We start from the raw sequence: 17,610 nt of genomic DNA, 5'->3' as shown, positions 1-17,610 counted from the left end.
TTCCTCGAAGACAGCAAGGCCAGCCTGACCCTGCGCAACTTCTACATCAACTCGGACAACCGCGAAGGCACCGCCGCGCCCTCCAAGCAGGAGGAGTGGGGCCAGGGCTTCCTGTTCAACTACGCCTCCGGCTTCACCGCGGGCACGGTCGGCGTTGGCGTCGACGCCCTCGGCCTGCTCGGCGTCAAGCTGGATTCCGGCAAGGGCCGCCACTTCAACCCGACCAGTGCCAACTACGGCGGCACCGTGTTCCCCACCGACAACGACGGCCGCGCCAAGGACGACTTCGGCAGCCTCGGGGTGACCGGCAAGCTGCGCTTCTCCAAGACCGAAGCGCGCCTCGGCACCCTGCTGCCGAAGCTGCCGGTGGTGACCTACAACGACGGCCGCCTGCTGCCGCAGACCTTCGAGGGCGGGCAGGTCACCTCCAACGAGATCGCCGGGCTGACCCTGGTCGGCGGCCAGCTGGAACACGCCAAGGGACGCAACTCCAGCGACGCCCGCGGCCTGTCCATCGCCGGTGCGAACAACGCCCGCAGCGGCCAGTTCGTCAACACCTTCTACTTCGCCGGCGGCGACTACAAGGTCAGCGACGCCCTGCTCGCGCAGTACTACTACGGCAACCTGGAAGACTTCTACCAGCAGCACTTCTTCGGCCTGACCCACACCTGGGCGCTGCCGGTGGGCGCGTTGAAGTCCGACCTGCGCTACTTCTACAGCGATTCGGATGGCCAGAACGCCAGCGCCGCCGGGCGTCGCGAAGGCTTCGTCAGCAGCGGCAACTGGGCGGCCAACGACCCGCACCGCGGTGAAGTCGACAACCGCACCTGGAGCGCCCTGTTCACCTACAGCCTGGCCGGCCACGCGGCGAGCCTGGGCTACCAGCAGCTCTCCGGCGACAGCGCCTTCCCCTTCCTCAACCAGGGCGACGGCGCCACCGCCTACCTGATCACCGACCGCCAGATCGGCAAGTTCCTCAGCGCCGGCGAGCGCACCTGGGTGGCCGAGTACGGCTTCGACTTCGCCAAGCTCGGCGTGCCGGGGCTGAAGGCCCAGGCGACCTACCTCAAGGGGACGAACATCGAGACCCAGGGCGATGACCAGGGCGAGTGGGAGCGCGATTTGCGCCTCGACTACGTGCTGCAGGGCGGCCCGCTGAAGGGCCTGGGCGTCTCCTGGCGCAACGCCGCCTTGCGCAGCGACGTGGCGCGCGACCAGGACGAGAACCGGCTGATCCTGAGCTACACCCTGACCCTGCTGTAAGCAGAGGCAGGCCTGCGGCCGGCTTGGCGAATGAATTCGCCCCCACAGGAAAAGCGCCGGGGCCAACCACCTGTACGGACGGCGCCCTCTCCCGCTTGCGGGAGAGGGCGGGGGTGAGGGCAGCCAGGACCTGGTCGGTGCCTGAACTCGTTGGGCTTCGTTGCGCTCGCGGAACGCCGCCCGACCCAACCTACGGCCGCTACACGGTTTTCGTGATTGCAGGAATATGCCGGGAACCTCATTCCAGAGGCCTTCCCGGCTTTTTCACGGTTGCAATTCAATAGATCATAAAGTAATAAATAAATCATTATTTATTCTTTTTAATTTTCAGCGTCGCTGCGCATAGTGAGCCCCACGGAATGACACCAGGACAAAGGAGCAGCACCATGAGTATCCGCCTCGGCGACATCGCCCCCGACTTCGAACAGGACTCCAGCGAAGGCCGTATCCGCTTCCACGAATGGCTCGGTAACAGCTGGGGCGTGCTCTTCTCGCACCCGGCCGATTTCACGCCAGTGTGCACCACCGAGCTGGGTTTCACCGCCAAGCTGAAGGATCAGTTCGCCGCCCGCGGGGTCAAGGTGATCGCCCTGTCCGTGGACCCGGTGGACTCCCACCATCGCTGGATCGATGACATCAACGACACCCAGGGCACTCTGGTGAATTTCCCGATCATCGCCGACGCCGATCGCCAGGTGTCCGACCTGTATGACCTGATCCACCCGAACGCCAATGACACCCTCACCGTGCGTTCGCTGTTCATCATCGACCCGAACAAGAAGGTGCGCCTGATCATCACCTACCCGGCCAGCACTGGGCGCAACTTCAACGAGATCCTGCGGGTAATCGACTCCCTGCAGCTGACCGACAACCACAAGGTCGCCACCCCGGCCAACTGGCAGGACGGCGATGACGTGGTGATCGTGCCCTCGCTCAAGGATGAGGATGAAATCCGCCAGCGCTTCCCGCGCGGCTACAAGGCGGTCCGGCCCTACCTGCGCCTGACCCCGCAACCCAACCGCTGATTCACACCGCGCATCCCGCGCACGGAAAGACCCCGCCTTACTCACCCGCCAACGGGCCAGCAGGCAACGACACCAACAGCAAAGTCAGAAGGAGAGCGCCATGCGCACCATCACTTTGCGTCGGAGCCTGGCTGCCCTGTTCGCGGCTGCCCTGGCTTTCGGCGCCATCACCCAGGCACAGGCCGAGACCCTGCGAATCGGCTACCAGAAATACGGCACCCTGGTGCTGCTCAAGGCCAAGGGCTCCCTGGAGAAGCGCCTGGCGGAACAGGGCATCGACGTGAAATGGACCGAGTTCCCCGGCGGCCCGCAGCTGCTCGAAGGCCTGAACGTCGGCTCCATCGACTTCGGCGTGACCGGCGAAACGCCGCCGGTATTCGCCCAGGCCGCCGGCGCTGACCTGCTCTACGTGGCCTACGAGCCGCCGGCACCACAGAGCGAAGCGATCCTGGTGCCCAAGGGCTCGCCCATCCAGTCGGTCAAGGAACTGGCCGGCAAGAAGGTCGCCCTGAACAAGGGCTCCAATGTGCACTACCTGCTGGTGCGCGCCCTGGAAGAGGCCGGCCTGAAGTACAGCGACATCCAGCCCGTGTACCTGCCCCCGGCGGATGCCCGCGCCGCCTTCGAGCGTGGCAGCGTGGACGCCTGGGTGATCTGGGACCCCTTCCAGGCCGCCGCCGAGAAGCAACTGGAAGCCCGCACCCTGCGCAATGGCGAAGGCCTGGTGGATAACCACCAGTTCTACCTGGCGACCCGGACCTATGCCCAGAAACACCCGCAGGTGATCAGCACCCTGATCGAGGAAGTACGCACCGTGGGCGAAGACTCCAAGGCCGATCCGGACAAGGTCACCGAACAGGTGGCGCCGCTGCTGGGCTTGCCCAAGGACATCACGTCCATTGCGGTGAAGCGCCAGGGCTACGGCGCCCAGCCGCTCTCCCCCGAAGTGGTCGCCGCGCAGCAGAAGATCGCCGACACCTTCACCGGCCTGAAGCTGATCCCGAAGAAGCTCAGCATCGCCGACATGATCTGGGCCCCGCCGGCCAAGGTGGCGCAGCAGTAAGCAATCCGCCCCTCTGCCGGATGGCGGAGGGGAATTGAATTCCCAAGGAGGCCACTCCATGAGCTTGAATATTTTCTGGTTCCTGCCGACCCACGGCGACGGCCACTACCTCGGCACATCCGCGGGCGCTCGCGCCGTCGACCACGGCTACCTGCAACAGATCGCCCAGGCCGCCGACCGCCTCGGCTTCGGCGGCGTGCTGATCCCTACCGGGCGTTCCTGCGAGGACTCCTGGCTGGTGGCCGCGTCGCTGATTCCGGTGACCCAGCGTCTGAAGTTCCTGGTCGCCCTGCGCCCGGGGATCATTTCGCCGACCGTGGCTGCGCGCCAGGCGGCGACCCTGGATCGACTGTCCGGTGGCCGCGCCTTGTTCAACCTGGTGACCGGCGGCGATCCGGACGAGCTGGCCGCCGATGGCCTGCACCTGAACCATGCAGAGCGTTACGAAGCCTCGGTGGAGTTCACCCGTATCTGGCGTCGCGTGCTGGAAGGCGAAACCGTCGATTACGACGGCAAGCACATCCAGGTGAAGGGCGCGAAGCTGTTCTACCCGCCGCTGCAGCAGCCGCGTCCGCCGCTGTACTTCGGCGGCTCGTCGGAGGCCGCCCAGGACCTCGCCGCCGAGCAGGTGGAACTCTATCTGACCTGGGGCGAGCCGCCCGCTGCGGTGAAGGAGAAGATCGAACAGGTACGCGCCAAGGCGGCGAAACGGGGGCGCACGGTGCGCTTCGGCATCCGCCTGCACGTGATAGTGCGGGAGACCAACGAGGCCGCCTGGGCCGCCGCCGACCGCCTGATCGAGAACCTCGACGACGCGACCATCGCCAAGGCCCAGGCCGCCTTCGCCCGCTTCGACTCGGTGGGCCAGCAGCGCATGGCCGCCCTGCACAACGGCCGGCGCGACCAGCTCGAAGTCAGCCCCAACCTCTGGGCTGGTGTCGGCCTAGTACGCGGCGGCGCCGGTACCGCGCTGGTGGGCGACGGTCCGACCGTGGCCGCGCGCGTGAAGGAGTACGCCGATCTGGGTATCGACACCTTCATCTTCTCCGGCTACCCGCACCTGGAAGAGTCCTACCGCGTCGCCGAACTGCTATTCCCACACCTGGACGTGGCGCGGCCGCAGAACAACGACGGCCTGGCCTTCGTCAGCCCCTTCGGCGAAATGGTGGCCAACGAGGCACTGCCCGAACGCAAGCTGCATAAAGTCGCATCGCAAAGCTGAGGACGCAGGAATGAAGCTTGATTCGATATTCCTGCGCCTGGCGCCCTGGGCACTGCCCGTGGCGCTGCTGGCGGTCTGGCAGGGCGCGGTAGCGACCGGCCTGCTGTCCACCCGCATCCTGCCGGCGCCCAGCGCCGTGCTGGCGGCGGGCTGGGGCCTGCTCGCCAGCGGCGAGATCTGGACCCACCTGGCCATCAGCGGCTGGCGCGCCGGTATCGGCTTCGCCATCGGCGGCGGTTTGGGCCTGTTGCTGGGCTTCATCACCGGCCTGTCGAAGTGGGGCGAGCGTCTGCTCGACAGCTCGGTGCAGATGGTCCGCAACGTGCCGCACCTGGCGCTGATCCCGCTGGTGATCCTGTGGTTCGGCATCGACGAGTCGGCGAAGATTTTCCTGGTCGCCCTCGGCACCCTGTTCCCCATCTACCTCAACACCTACCACGGCATCCGCAACGTCGACCCGGCACTGGTGGAGATGGCGCGCAGCTATGGGCTGTCGGGCTTCGCCCTGTTCCGCCAGGTGATCCTGCCCGGCGCGCTGCCCTCGATCCTGGTCGGCGTGCGCTTCGCCCTCGGCTTCATGTGGTTGACCCTGATCGTCGCCGAGACCATTTCCGCCAGCTCCGGCATCGGCTACCTGGCGATGAACGCCCGCGAATTCCTGCAGACCGATGTGGTGGTACTGGCGATCCTGCTCTACGCCGTGCTCGGCAAGCTGGCCGACGTCGCCGCCCGTGGCCTGGAGCGTGTCTGGCTGCGCTGGCACCCGGCCTACCAGGCCAAGGGAGGTGCCGCATGACCGTCCTGCAGACGCCGCAGCGCCTGAAGCGCGGCACCCCGCTGGTGCTGCGCGGCATCGGCAAATCCTTCGGCGAACGCGAGGTGCTCAAGGGTATCGACCTCTTGATCCCCGCCGGCCAGTTCGTCGCCGTGGTCGGCCGCAGCGGTTGCGGCAAGAGCACCTTGTTGCGCCTGCTGGCGGGGCTGGACCAGCCATCCCGTGGCGAACTGCTGGCCGGTTCTGCGCCGCTGGAGGACGCCCGCGAGGACACCCGCCTGATGTTCCAGGACGCGCGTCTGCTGCCCTGGAAGCGGGTGATCGACAACGTGGGTCTCGGCCTCTCCGGCGACTGGCGCCCGCGTGCCCTGGAAGCCTTGGAAGCAGTGGGTCTGGCCGACCGCGCCAAGGAGTGGCCGGCGGCGCTGTCCGGGGGGCAGAAGCAGCGCGTGGCCCTGGCCCGTGCGCTGATCCACCAGCCGCGCCTGCTGCTGCTGGACGAGCCCCTGGGCGCCCTGGATGCACTGACTCGCATCGAGATGCAGCAACTGATCGAACGCCTCTGGCAACAGCATGGCTTCACCGTGCTGCTGGTGACCCACGACGTGAGCGAGGCGGTGGCCGTCGCCGATCGGGTGATCCTGATCGAGGACGGCGCCATCGGCCTCGACCTCGCGGTCGAGCTGCATCGTCCCCGCGCCCGTGGCTCGGCGCGCCTGGCCGCACTGGAAGCGGAAGTGCTGGACCGGGTGCTGTCGCTCCCGGCCGCACCGCCGGAACCCGAACCCGTTTCCCCTCTGCCCACGCAATTGCGTTGGGCGCTTTGACCCGAACCTCCATACCCCGAGCAAAGGAATAACCGCCATGACCATCAAAGCCATCAACGTCCGCAATCAGTTCAAGGGCACCATCAAGGAAATCATCGAGGGCCCGGTGCTCTCCGAGATCGACGTGCAAACCGCCGCCGGCGTCGTCACCTCGGTCATCACCACCCGCTCCGTGCGCGAGCTGGAGCTGGGTGTGGGGTCCGAAGTGATCGCCTTCGTGAAGTCCACGGAGGTGTCGATCGCGAAACTGTGAGGCTTGCGTGGGGCATGGCCGCTTTCCCTTGGGGGGCGAATTCATTCGCTAAGCAGTCCGCAGGACTGCCCAGCAAGATCAGGACCGCTACGCAGTCCTCAGCGAATGAATTCGCCCCCACAAGAGCAAGATGCTCCCGTGATAGAACAAACCCCCGCATCTGCGGGGGTTCGTTTTTTCAGCTCAGGCTCAGCGCTTCTGCGGCGCCGGCTGCTGCTGGGTGATGCAGTGGATGTTGCCGCCGCCGAGGAGGATCTCGCGGCCGGGCACCATCACCACCTCATGCTGCGGGAAGATCCGCTTGAGGATGGCTTCGGCCGCCGCGTCCTTCGCGTCGTCGAACTTCGGCGCGACGATGCCGCCGTTGACGATCAGGAAGTTGACGTAGGAGCCGGCCAGGCGGATCGAGGGATCGCGTTCCTGGGTGCCTTCCACCAGGTCCACGCCCGCGCATTCTTCCTCGGTGGCGTAGATCGGGCCGGGGATCGGCATCTTGTGCACGACCAGCTGGCGGCCCTTGGCGTCACGGGCGCTTTCCAGCACCTTCATGGCCGCCTGGCAGCGCGGGTAGTTCGGGTCCTGCGGGTCGTCGGTCCAGGCCAGCAGCACTTCGCCCGGGCGCACGTAGCAGCAAAAGTTGTCCACATGGCCGTCGGTCTCGTCGTTGTAGAGCCCGTCCGGCAGCCAGATCACCGTCTCCACCGCCAACTGCTCGCGCAGCGCCGCCTCGATTTGCTCGCGATTGAGGTGCGGGTTGCGGTTGCGGTTCAGCAGGCACTCTTCGGTGGTGATCAGGGTGCCTTCGCCATCGACGTGGATGGAGCCGCCTTCCAGCACGAAGCCGTCGGTGCGGTAGCGCTTGCTGTGCTCGATCTCGAGGATCTTGCGCGCCACCTGGTCATCGCGGTTCCAGGGGAAGTAGAGGCCGCCGTCGAAGCCGCCCCAGGCATTGAAGGTCCAGTCCACGCCGCGCACTTCGCCCTGGTCGTTGACCACGAAGGTCGGGCCGGTATCACGGACCCAGGCGTCGTCGGTGCTGATTTCCACCACGCGGATGTTCGGCTCGTCGAGGCGCGCGCGGGCGTTCTCGTACTGGCCGGCGGAGACGCAGACGGTCACCGGCTCGAAGTGGGCGATGGCCTTGGCCACGGCGGTGAAGGCGGCCTGCGCGGGCTTGCCGCCCAGGCGCCAGTTGTCCGGGCGCTCGGGCCAGACCATCCAGGTCTGGGTATGCGTTTCCCACTCGGCCGGCATGCGGAAGCCGTCGTCGCGCGGAAGGGTATTGAGAGTGTTCATTGATCCACCATCGATCTGAAAAGGGGCAGGGGCCAACCCGCTGGCGAACAGTGCATCGCCACCAGGCTGGCCCCTGTTATCAGGCATCAGGACTCGAGAGAGCCGTCCAGGGTCTTGATCGGAGAGTATAGGTTCGGGCGGCGATCGCGGAACACACCCCAGGCGCTGCGCACGTGTTCCAGTTTGTCCAGGTCGAAGCTGTGCACCAGGACGCCTTCCTCGGTCTCGTTCAGTTCCTCGACCTTCTCGCCGAACTGGTTGGCGATGAAGGAGGAGCCGTAGAAGGTGATGTCGTAGCCGTCCTGCTCTTCCTTGCCGATGCGGTTGGAGGCCACCAGCGGCATCAGGTTGGCGCCGGCATGGCCTTGCTGCACGCGCTGCCAGTGGTCACGGGAGGTGATGTTCGGGTCGTGCGGTTCGCTGCCGATGGCGGTCGGGTAGAAGAGGATCTCGGCACCCAGCAGGGCCATGCTGCGGGCGGCTTCCGGGAACCACTGGTCCCAGCAGATGCCCACGCCGATCTTCGCGTAGCGCGTGTTCCAGACCTTGAAGCCGGTGTCGCCCGGGTTGAAGTAGTACTTCTCGTGGTAGCCGGGACCGTCCGGAATGTGGCTCTTGCGGTACACGCCCAGGTTGCTGCCGTCGGCATCGATGATGGCGATGCTGTTGAAGCGCGCGCGGCCAGATTGCTCGAAGAAGCTGATGGGCAGCACCACCTGCAGTTCCTTGGCGACGTTCTGGAAGTGTGCGATAGCTTCGTTGGTTTCGGTCGGGGTCGCCAGCTGCAGGTAGTCCGGGTTCGGCTTCTGGCAGAAGTAGGGGGTCTCGAAGAGTTCCTGGATCAGGATGATCTGGGCGCCCTTGGCGGCGGCCTCGCGGACCAGTTTCTCGGCGTTGGCGATATTCGCGGCGCGATTCCAGGAGCAGGCCATTTGGGTGGCGGCGACGGTAACGATGCGGGACATGGAGACACCTCGTCAGACGAATTCGGGCCGATTGCCGGATATCTATCGGTAATCGGGATATTTCCGTGCTGGCGGGAAGCGGGCCGCCGTGCGGATGGCGACTTTATATCCGATAAAAATCGGCATTTGAAGCGTGATTTTTCTATCGGAAAGTGAATTCTGATTTATTTGCAGATAAATATCGGGATTCTATCGCCTCAGATCGCCAGGGCAGTGGTCCGCTTTGGCAGGAAGGGCGGCAGGTAGAGACCGAGGTAGGCATCGAACACGCGCATGCCTTCCTCGGCCAGGCGCGGGGTGATTTCGCCGTGCAGCTGCACCGAGCGGGCGTAGACGCGGTCGCCCAGTTCCATGGCCAGGGCGAAGACGTCGATATCGTCGGGCAGTACCGGCAGCTCGAAGTGGCGCTCGAAGAGGACGTGCATCAGCCGGCCCAGTTCGATGTCGTGCTGGCGGTCGGCCTGGGTGACCTCGGTGAGGCCGTGCTGGGCGAGGATCAGCTGGCGCGCTGCGTTGTCGGCGGCGTAGATCGACAGCATGCGCTCCTCCACCAGCCGCGAGAGGTCGTTCCAGTGGCGCAGGCTGTCGTGGGCGATGGGCTGCTGCAGGCAGGCGCGGAAAGCCGAGTGAACGTCGGCGGTCAGGGCTTCGAGGATCGCCGGCACGCTGGAGAAGAAGTGGTAGACGGAGGAGGGCGGCATCTCCGCGCGCTCGGCGACGCTGTAAATGGACAGGTTGGCCACGCCCTGTTCGGCCAGCAGGGCGCGGGCGGCATCGAGGATCCCGGCGATACGCAGCTGGCTGCTGGCGCGCGGCTTGCGGGCGGTGGCGGGACGCGGCATGGGAGGCTCCTTTCCGAAGAGCCGCTATTGGACGCCAGGCGGTGGGGTCGGAGCAAGAGAGCGGAATGCAGGGCAGGTATGCGGCCGGCTTTCGCGAATGAATTCGCCCACAGGTTCTGGTCGTAGGGTGCGCCATGCGCACCAGGGCGCTTGCGCAGGAGTTCCGGTGCGCGCAGCGCACCCTACGGGGTAAGGGCCTACCGCCCCTCGCGGAACGCCGCCCACACTTGGTCCCGGGTGGCGCTGAGCTTTTCCGGCACGGGCTCGACCGGGAACAGGCGGCGCTTGGTGTCCTTGTCCGGGTAGAGGCCCGGCTGGTTGCGCAGGGCTTCGTCCAGGAACTGGCGGGCGTCGGCGTTGCCGTTCGGGTAGAGCGTCTCGCTGGTGATCTTCGCCGCCACCTGGGGCTGCAGCATGTAGTCGATGAACCTGTGGGCCAGATCGGCGCGCTTGGCGCTGCTGGGGATCACCAGGTTGTCGATGAACAGCACCGAGCCTTCGTCCGGCACCATGAAGGTCACCGGCTGGCCGGCCGCGGCGGCATTCAGGGCGTCGCCGACCCAGGCCATGGCGACGCAGAGCGTGCCGGCATTGAGGTCGGCGATGTAGCGCTCGCCGTCGATGTAGCGCAGGTGCGGGCGCAGGGCGTGCAGGGCTTCGGCGCTGCGCTTGAGCCGGCTCGGCGCGCTGCGGGCGAGGTTGCGGCCCTGGTAGTTGAGCAGCACGGCGAGGGTTTCGTCGGGGGCGTCCAGCAGGCTGATGCCGCACTGGGCGAGGCGGGCGCTCTGCTCGGGGTCGAACAGCAGGCTCCAGCTGTGGGGCAGCGGGCCGCCGAAGGCCTTCTCCGCCTGTGGGATGTTCACCGCCAGGCCGACGGCGCCCCAGAGGTAGGGCACCGCATGCTGGTTGTTCGGGTCCATCGCGGCCAGCTTGCTCAGCAGCTGCTTGTCCAGGTGCTGGCGATTGGGCAGGCGGGTGAAGTCCAGGGGTTGCAGGCGACCGTCCTTGATCAGTCGGCGCAGTTCGTTGTGGGAGGGCACCGCGACATCGATCGGTTCGCCGCCGGCGAGCGCCTTGTCGAGCTCCTCCGCGCTGCTGAAGGTGTGGTACTCGACGCGGATGCCGGTCTCCTTCTGGAAGTCCTCGAGCACCTGCGGGGCGATGTAGTCGTTCCAGTTGTACACGCGGATCAGGTCTTCGGCCTGGGTCAGCGCGGGCAGCAATGCGAGCAACAGCGGGGCGAGCAAGCGGGGCATGACGTCCTCCCTGGAATGAGCATGCAGGTTCTGGTTGTTGTTATTCGGGTACAGCGAGGCACGGAGGGCCAGAATGGGCCGCCGTGCCGGGTATTACCAAGGTGCAGATATGACAACGCCGGCCCTGGGGCCGGCGTCGTGGACTCGCTTACACGGTATGCAGGTACCAGTTGTACTCGAGGTCGGAGATCGAATGCTCGAACTCCTCCAGCTCGCTTTCCTTACAGGCGACGAAGATGTCGATGTAATCCGGGCTGATGTACTTGTTCAGCACTTCGTTGTCGTCCAGCTCGCGCAGGGCATCGCGCAGGTTGTTCGGCAGGCTCTGTTCCAACTGCTCGTAGGAGTTGCCTTCGATCGGCACACCCGGTTCGATCTTGTTGGTCAGGCCGTGGTGAACACCGGCCAGGATGGCCGACATCATCAGGTAGGGGTTGGCGTCGGCACCGGCTACGCGGTGTTCGAGGCGCACGGCGTCCGCGCTGCCGGTAGGCACGCGCAGGGCGACGGTACGGTTGTCCAGGCCCCAGCTCGGTGCGTTCGGCACATAGAACTGCGCGCCGAAGCGGCGATAGGAGTTCACGTTCGGGCAGAGGAACGCCATGGAAGCAGGCATGGTCTCGAGCACACCGCCGACCGCGTGGCGCAGGGCGGCGTTCTGCTCGGGATCATCGGAAGCGAAGATGTTCTTGCCGGTCTTCTTGTCGATGAGCGAAATGTGCACGTGCAGACCGTTGCCCGCCTGGCCCGGGTAGGGCTTGGCCATGAAGGTGGTGTCCATCTCATGGTCGTAGGCGATGTTCTTGATCAGGCGCTTGAGCAGGACTGCGTAGTCGCAGGCCTCGATAGCGTCCTCGACGTGATGCAGGTTGACCTCGAACTGCGCCGGGGCGCTTTCCTTGACGATGGCGTCGGCCGGGATGCCCTGGACCTTGGCGCCTTCGAGGATGTCCTGCAGGCAGTCGGCATACTCGTCCAGGTCGTCGATCAGGTAGACCTGGGTCGACTGCGGGCGTTTGCCGGAGATAGGGGAACGTGGCGGCTGCGGACGGCCGTTGATGTTCTCCTGGTCGATCAGGTAGAACTCCAGCTCGAAGGCTGCGCAGATGGTCAGGCCGAGGGCGTCGAACTTCTCCACCACCTGGCGCAGGACCTCGCGCGGGTCGGCGAAGAACGGCTCGCCTTCGATCTCGTGCATGGTCATCAGCAGCTGAGCGGTGGGGCGTTTCTGCCAGGGCTCGTCGCTGAGGGTACCGGGGATGGGGTAGCAGATACGGTCCGCGTCGCCGATGTCCAGGCCGAGGCCGGTGCTTTCGACGGTGGCACCATTGATGTCGAGGGCGAAGAGGGAGGCGGGGAGGTTGATGCCTTTTTCGTAGACTTTGTGGAGGCTGGCACGCTCTATTCGCTTGCCTCGTACGACTCCATTCATATCTGCAATCAGTAGGTCGACGAACTGGACCTCAGGATGCTCCTTAAGGAACTCGTTCGCTTCTTGAAGCTGAACGGCACGCGGGGGTACCGACATGATGCAACACCTTTATTGTTAAAAATATCAATCACGTTCTAGCTAAGGTGTGAGTCAATCTGAAACACCCCTAGCTGTCAAGTGACGCCTATTATGCCCTAAAAATGGGCTCGATGGCCAGTTTTGGGGCGTTTCGGGGCCTTTGAATCCCTCTCTAAACCATATCGGCTGCGGTGCTCAGTGGGGCGTGTTCAATTTTTTACAGCCCTATTGTGTAATAAAATGAACAACGCTAAGCTCGGTCGAAACCCATAACAGACAAAATAAACGGGTGTCTCATGTCTCGCCTGCCGTTGATCGGCGTAACCGCTTGCACCAGAGAGATCGGGCCTCAGTCCTATCATATAGCGGGTGACAAGTATCTTCGTGCGGTAGCGGTTGGAGCCGGCGGTGTGCCGCTGGTGATTCCGGCCCTGGCTGAACTGATGGACCAGACGACCCTCCTGTCCAGTCTGGACGGTCTCCTCTTTACCGGCTCCCCGTCCAATGTGGAGCCCCATCATTATCAAGGGCCCGCTTCCGCGCCCGGCACCAAGCACGATCCTGAACGCGACCGCACTACCCTGCCGCTGGTCCGCGCGGCCGTGGCTGCGGGTATCCCGGTCCTGGGCATCTGCCGCGGATTCCAGGAAATGAACGTGGCCTTCGGCGGCACCCTGCATCAGCGCGTACATGAAGTAGAAGGATTCATAGACCACCGCGAGCCGGGCGATCAGCCCCTCGAGGTGCAGTACGCTCCCCGTCACCTGCTGCGGGTGCAGCCGGGTGGCATTCTCGACGGCATCGGCTTGCCGTCCGAGATCCTAGTCAACTCCATTCATGGCCAGGGCGTTGAACGTCTGGCGCCGGGCCTGCATGTAGAGGCTCTGGCGCCAGATGGGTTGGTCGAGGCCTTTTCGGTCGAAGGCGCCAGGAGCTTTGCCCTCGGAGTGCAATGGCACCCCGAGTGGCAAGTGCGGACCAACCCGAACTATCTCGCCATCTTCCAGGCCTTTGGTGAGGCTTGCAGGAAGAAGGCGGGGCAACGCTGAGCGGGAGACCCCTACGGGAAAGCGGCGAAGTTGCCGTGTCGCGGAGTTCGGACTGTACTGACGGCGGCACAGTTGCTTCGTGCAGCGTGTTCGGCGCGTACCTGTGGATGCCTCCTGGCGAAGCTCTCAACCCTGAGGTCTTTATGACTACCAAGCTCGACCAGCTCACAAGCTGGCTGAAAGAACGCAAAATCACCGAAGTTGAATGCATGATCAGCGATCTCACCGGCATTGCCCGGGGCAAGATTTCGCCGACCAACAAGTTCCTGGACGAGAAGGGCATGCGCCTCCCCGAGAGCGTGCTGCTGCAGACCGTTACCGGCGACTACGTCGAAGACGACATCTATTACGAGCTGCTCGACCCGGCCGACATCGACATGTTCTGCCGTCCGGACGAGAGCGCCGTGTACCTGGTGCCCTGGGCCATCGAGCCCACTGCGATGGTGATCCACGACACCTTCGACAAGCAGGGCAACCCTATCGAGCTGTCTCCGCGCAACTTGCTGAAGAAGGTGCTCAAGCTCTACGCCGACAAGGGCTGGAAACCCATAGTGGCGCCGGAGATGGAGTTCTACCTGACCAAGCGCTGCGACGACCCGGACTTCCCCCTGCAGGCCCCGCTGGGCCGCTCGGGCCGCCCGGAAACCGGCCGCCAGTCCTTCTCCATCGACGCGGCGAACGAGTTCGACCCGCTGTTCGAGGACATGTACGACTGGTGCGAAACGCAGGACCTGGACCTCGACACCCTGATTCACGAGGAAGGCCCGGCGCAGATGGAAATCAACTTCCGTCACGGTGACGCCCTGGAGCTGGCCGACCAGATCCTGGTGTTCAAGCGCACCATGCGCGAGGCCGCGCTCAAGCACAACGTGGCGGCGACCTTCATGGCCAAGCCGATCACCGACGAGCCGGGCAGCGCGATGCACCTGCACCAAAGCGTGATCGACATCAAGACCGGGAAGAACATCTTCTCCAACGATGACGGTTCCATGAGCGAGCTGTTCCTGCATCACATCGGCGGCCTGCAGAAGTACATCCCCGAAGTGCTGCCGCTGTTCGCGCCCAACGTGAACTCGTTCCGCCGCTTCCTGCCGGATACCTCGGCGCCGGTGAACGTGGAGTGGGGCGAGGAGAACCGCACCGTGGGCCTGCGTGTCCCGGATGCCGGGCCGGAGAATCGCCGCGTGGAAAACCGCCTGGCCGGTGCCGACGCCAACCCCTACCTGGCCATCGCCGCCAGCCTGCTCTGCGGCTACATCGGCATGACCGAAGCCGTGGCGCCCAGCGCGCCGGTCAAGGGACGTGGCTACGAGCGCCGCAACCTGCGCCTGCCGATCACCATCGAAGCGGCGCTGGAGCGCATGGAAGGCTGTCGCGATATCGAGAAATACCTGGGCGGCAAGTTCGTGACGGCCTATGTGGCGGTCAAGCGTGCCGAGCATGAGAACTTCAAACGGGTGATCAGCTCCTGGGAACGCGAGTTCCTGCTGCTCTCCGTCTGATCTGAAACGGAAGGCCGGCCGTCCAGGCCGGCCCTCCAGATGTGTGTTGATTGAGGTAAGGATATGAATAGCCAAGTGACCAACCCCAAGACCCTTGAATGGCAAGCGCTCGGTCGTGACCACCACCTGCCGCCGTTCACCGACTACAAGGCGCTGAACGCCAAGGGTGCGCGGATCATCACCAAGGCCGAAGGCGTGTACATATGGGACAGCGAGGGCAACAAGATCCTCGATGGCATGGCTGGCCTGTGGTGCGTCAACGTCGGCTACGGCCGCGAGGAGCTGGTGCAGGCGGCGACCCGGCAGATGCGTGAGCTGCCCTTCTACAACCTGTTCTTCCAGACCGCGCACCCGCCGGCGGTGGAACTGGCCAAGGCGATCGCCGAGATCGCGCCGGAAGGCATGAACCACGTGTTCTTCACCGGCTCCGGCTCGGAAGCCAACGACACCGTGCTGCGCATGGTCCGCCACTACTGGGCGACCAAGGGGCAACCGCAGAAGAAAGTCATCATCGGCCGCTGGAACGGCTACCACGGCTCCACTGTTGCCGGTGTCAGCCTGGGCGGCATGAAGGCCCTGCACGGCCAGGGCGACCTGCCGATTCCCGGCATCGAGCACATCGCCCAGCCTTACTGGTTCGGCGAGGGTGGCGACATGGCGCCGGCCGAGTTCGGCGTCTGGGCCGCCGAGCAGCTGGAGAAGAAGATCCTCGAAGTCGGCGAAGACAAGGTCGCCGCCTTCATCGCCGAACCCATCCAGGGCGCGGGCGGTGTGATAGTTCCGCCGGAAACCTACTGGCCGAAGATCCGCGAGATCCTCGCCAAATACGACATCCTCTTCATCGCCGATGAAGTGATCTGCGGCTTCGGCCGTACCGGCGAGTGGTTCGGCAGCCAGTACTACGGCAACGCCCCGGACCTGATGCCGATCGCCAAGGGCCTGACCTCGGGCTACATCCCCATGGGCGGCGTGATCGTGCGCGACGAAATCGTCGACGTGCTCAACGAAGGCGGCGAGTTCTACCACGGCTTCACCTACTCCGGTCACCCGGTGGCGGCGGCGGTGGCGCTGGAGAACATCCGCATCCTGCGCGAAGAGAAGATCGTCGAGAAAGTGAAGGCCGAAACGGCACCTTATTTGCAGCAACGCTGGCAGGAGCTGGCCGATCACCCGTTGGTTGGCGAAGCGCGTGGGGTCGGCATGGTCGCCGCCCTGGAACTGGTCAAGAACAAGAAGACCCGTGAGCGTTTCGAGGGTGGCGTGGGGATGCTGTGCCGCGAGCACTGCTTCCGTAACGGCCTGATCATGCGCGCGGTTGGCGACACTATGATTATTTCGCCGCCGCTGGTGATCAGCAAAGACGAAGTCGACGAACTGGTGACCAAGGCGCGCAAGTGCCTCGACCTCACCCTGGCTGAAGTAAAAGGCTGAGAAAAAGAGGGCTGGGTGGTGGCATTTCGAGATGCCGCCTGTTGTAACCAAGCCCTCTACCTTGCCAGACTTCGCCGGTGCGTTGGCCAGGCTCACCGAGTGGTGGCGTATTCGGTACGACGCCACTCGGACACTTCAACAAAAATGGAGCTACCCGCATGATCAAAACCTTCGGCAAGACCCTGCTCGCCATGACCCTGGCGAGTGCCGTGGCCGGCATGGCCCAGGCTGACGACAAGGTGCTGCACGTCTACAACTGGTCGGACTACATCGCTCCGGACACCGTCGAGAAGTTCACCAAGGAAACCGGTATCAAGGTTGTCTACGACGTCTTCGACTCCAACGAGACCCTCGAAGCCAAGCTTCTGGCGGGCAAGTCGGGTTACGACATCGTGGTGCCGTCCAACAACTTCCTGGCCAAGCAGATCAAGGCCAAGGTCTATCAGCCGCTGGACAAGTCCAAGCTGCCGAACTGGAAGAACCTGGACACCAACCTGCTGAAGACCGTCGAAGTCTCCGATCCGGGCAACCAGTACGCGTTCCCCTACATGTGGGGCTCCATCGGCATCGGCTACAACCCGGACAAGGTCAAGGCCGCACTGGGCGACAACGCTCCGGTCGATTCCTGGGACCTGCTGTTCAAGCCGGAAAACATCGAGAAGCTGAAGTCCTGCGGCGTGTCCTTCCTCGACTCACCGACCGAGATTCTGCCGATCGCCCTGCACTACCTGGGCTACAGCCCGGTCAGCCAGGATCCCAAGGAGCTGAAGGAAGCCGAGGCGCTGTTCCTGAAGATCCGTCCGCACATCACCTACTTCCACTCCTCGAAGTACATCGGCGACCTGGCCAACGGCAACATCTGCGTGGCGGTCGGCTACTCGGGTGACGTGTACCAGGCCAAGTCCCGCGCCGAAGAGGCAAAGGCCGGCGTGAATGTTGCGTACAACATTCCGAAAGAAGGCGCGGGTACCTTCTTCGACATGGTCGCGATGCCGGCCGATGCGGCCAACCCAGAGGCTGCCTACGCCTTCATGAACTTCCTGATGAAGCCGGAAATCATGGCCGAGATCACCAACGAGGTGCAGTTCCCGAACGGCAACGCCGCCGCTACCGAACTGGTCGACGAGGCGATCCGCAAGGACCCGGGCATTTACCCGACCTCGGAGACCATGGCCAAGCTCTATGCCTTCCCGGACCTGCCGGCCAAGGTGCAGCGCGCCATGACTCGTACCTGGACCACCATCAAGTCGGGCAAGTAAGTACGGCTACCGTGCCCGGCGGGGAGCCCCGCCGGTGCCCGGACCGCGCTGCAGCGAACCGCGAGTTCAGTG

Annotated in this window: 16 protein-coding genes; 11 read left to right on the top strand and 5 right to left on the bottom strand. The window is 64.5% G+C overall.

Annotated elements, in window-relative coordinates; translation table 11 throughout:
- The 7 genes from E8F12_RS04940 to E8F12_RS04910 all read left to right on the top strand — a co-directional run.
- Positions 1–1,263: OprD family porin (locus E8F12_RS04940; protein WP_280324171.1), on the top strand; the 1,263-nt coding region annotated here is incomplete at its 5' end.
- Positions 1,264–1,649: 386 nt separating this feature from the next.
- The gene (locus E8F12_RS04935; RefSeq protein ID WP_280324170.1) at positions 1,650–2,288 is read left to right on the top strand and encodes a peroxiredoxin; all 639 of its coding nucleotides are present in this window, start codon (positions 1,650–1,652) and stop codon (positions 2,286–2,288) included.
- A gap of 100 nt (positions 2,289–2,388) precedes the next feature.
- Positions 2,389–3,351: a sulfonate ABC transporter substrate-binding protein gene (locus tag E8F12_RS04930; RefSeq protein ID WP_280324169.1), complete on the top strand. Its 963-nt coding sequence runs from the start codon at positions 2,389–2,391 to the stop codon at positions 3,349–3,351.
- A gap of 58 nt (positions 3,352–3,409) precedes the next feature.
- Complete coding sequence (ssuD, locus tag E8F12_RS04925; RefSeq protein ID WP_280324168.1) at positions 3,410–4,573, top strand: FMNH2-dependent alkanesulfonate monooxygenase; 1,164 nt, start codon at positions 3,410–3,412, stop codon at positions 4,571–4,573.
- Positions 4,574–4,583: 10 nt separating this feature from the next.
- On the top strand, positions 4,584–5,369 hold the full coding sequence (gene ssuC, locus E8F12_RS04920; protein WP_280324167.1) for an aliphatic sulfonate ABC transporter permease SsuC: 786 nt from the start codon (positions 4,584–4,586) through the stop codon (positions 5,367–5,369).
- Positions 5,366–6,175, top strand: a complete 810-nt coding sequence (gene ssuB, locus E8F12_RS04915) for an aliphatic sulfonates ABC transporter ATP-binding protein (RefSeq protein WP_280324166.1) — start codon at positions 5,366–5,368, stop codon at positions 6,173–6,175. The genes ssuC and ssuB overlap by 4 nt, the downstream gene beginning before the upstream one ends.
- 37 nt (positions 6,176–6,212) lie before the next feature.
- Positions 6,213–6,428 (top strand): TOBE domain-containing protein, encoded by a 216-nt coding sequence (locus E8F12_RS04910; RefSeq protein WP_016490167.1) that lies wholly within the window; start codon positions 6,213–6,215, stop codon positions 6,426–6,428.
- Between the two features lie 189 nt (positions 6,429–6,617).
- Here the strand turns inward: E8F12_RS04910 and aguA are convergent, their stop codons facing one another.
- From aguA to E8F12_RS04885, 5 genes are all read right to left on the bottom strand, one after another.
- A complete protein-coding gene (gene aguA, locus E8F12_RS04905) occupies positions 6,618–7,724 on the bottom strand; it encodes an agmatine deiminase (RefSeq protein WP_280324165.1) in 1,107 nt (368 codons plus the stop codon).
- Between the two features lie 86 nt (positions 7,725–7,810).
- Positions 7,811–8,689 carry an N-carbamoylputrescine amidase gene (aguB, locus tag E8F12_RS04900; RefSeq protein WP_280324164.1) on the bottom strand — a complete coding sequence of 293 codons (879 nt, stop codon included), beginning with the start codon at positions 8,687–8,689 and terminating at the stop codon, positions 7,811–7,813.
- Positions 8,690–8,886: 197 nt separating this feature from the next.
- Complete coding sequence (locus E8F12_RS04895) at positions 8,887–9,531, bottom strand: TetR/AcrR family transcriptional regulator (protein WP_280324163.1); 645 nt, start codon at positions 9,529–9,531, stop codon at positions 8,887–8,889.
- Positions 9,532–9,728: 197 nt separating this feature from the next.
- Positions 9,729–10,787, bottom strand: coding sequence for a polyamine ABC transporter substrate-binding protein (locus tag E8F12_RS04890; protein WP_280324162.1), 1,059 nt, complete (start codon positions 10,785–10,787; stop codon positions 9,729–9,731).
- 148 nt (positions 10,788–10,935) lie between these two features.
- Complete coding sequence (locus tag E8F12_RS04885) at positions 10,936–12,315, bottom strand: glutamine synthetase family protein (protein WP_280324161.1); 1,380 nt, start codon at positions 12,313–12,315, stop codon at positions 10,936–10,938.
- A gap of 278 nt (positions 12,316–12,593) precedes the next feature.
- On the opposite strand from E8F12_RS04885, the gene E8F12_RS04880 reads away from it, so the two are divergent.
- The 4 genes from E8F12_RS04880 to E8F12_RS04865 all read left to right on the top strand — a co-directional run bounded on the left by E8F12_RS04880 (position 12,594) and on the right by E8F12_RS04865 (position 17,538).
- Positions 12,594–13,346, top strand: coding sequence for a gamma-glutamyl-gamma-aminobutyrate hydrolase family protein (locus tag E8F12_RS04880; protein ID WP_280324160.1), 753 nt, complete (start codon positions 12,594–12,596; stop codon positions 13,344–13,346).
- Positions 13,347–13,489: 143 nt separating this feature from the next.
- Positions 13,490–14,848: a glutamine synthetase family protein gene (locus E8F12_RS04875; RefSeq protein WP_280324159.1), complete on the top strand. Its 1,359-nt coding sequence runs from the start codon at positions 13,490–13,492 to the stop codon at positions 14,846–14,848.
- 63 nt (positions 14,849–14,911) lie between these two features.
- On the top strand, positions 14,912–16,279 hold the full coding sequence (locus tag E8F12_RS04870) for an aspartate aminotransferase family protein (RefSeq protein WP_280324158.1): 1,368 nt from the start codon (positions 14,912–14,914) through the stop codon (positions 16,277–16,279).
- Positions 16,280–16,437: 158 nt separating this feature from the next.
- On the top strand, positions 16,438–17,538 hold the full coding sequence (locus E8F12_RS04865) for a polyamine ABC transporter substrate-binding protein (RefSeq protein WP_280324157.1): 1,101 nt from the start codon (positions 16,438–16,440) through the stop codon (positions 17,536–17,538).
- Positions 17,539–17,610: the final 72 nt, after the last annotated feature.

It is taken from the genome of Pseudomonas sp. BN102 (assembly GCF_029871245.1).
Classification (GTDB): Bacteria; Pseudomonadota; Gammaproteobacteria; order Pseudomonadales; family Pseudomonadaceae; genus Metapseudomonas.
Note: the sequence above shows the minus strand (reverse complement) of the source record. Positions and strands in the feature narration are given on the sequence as shown.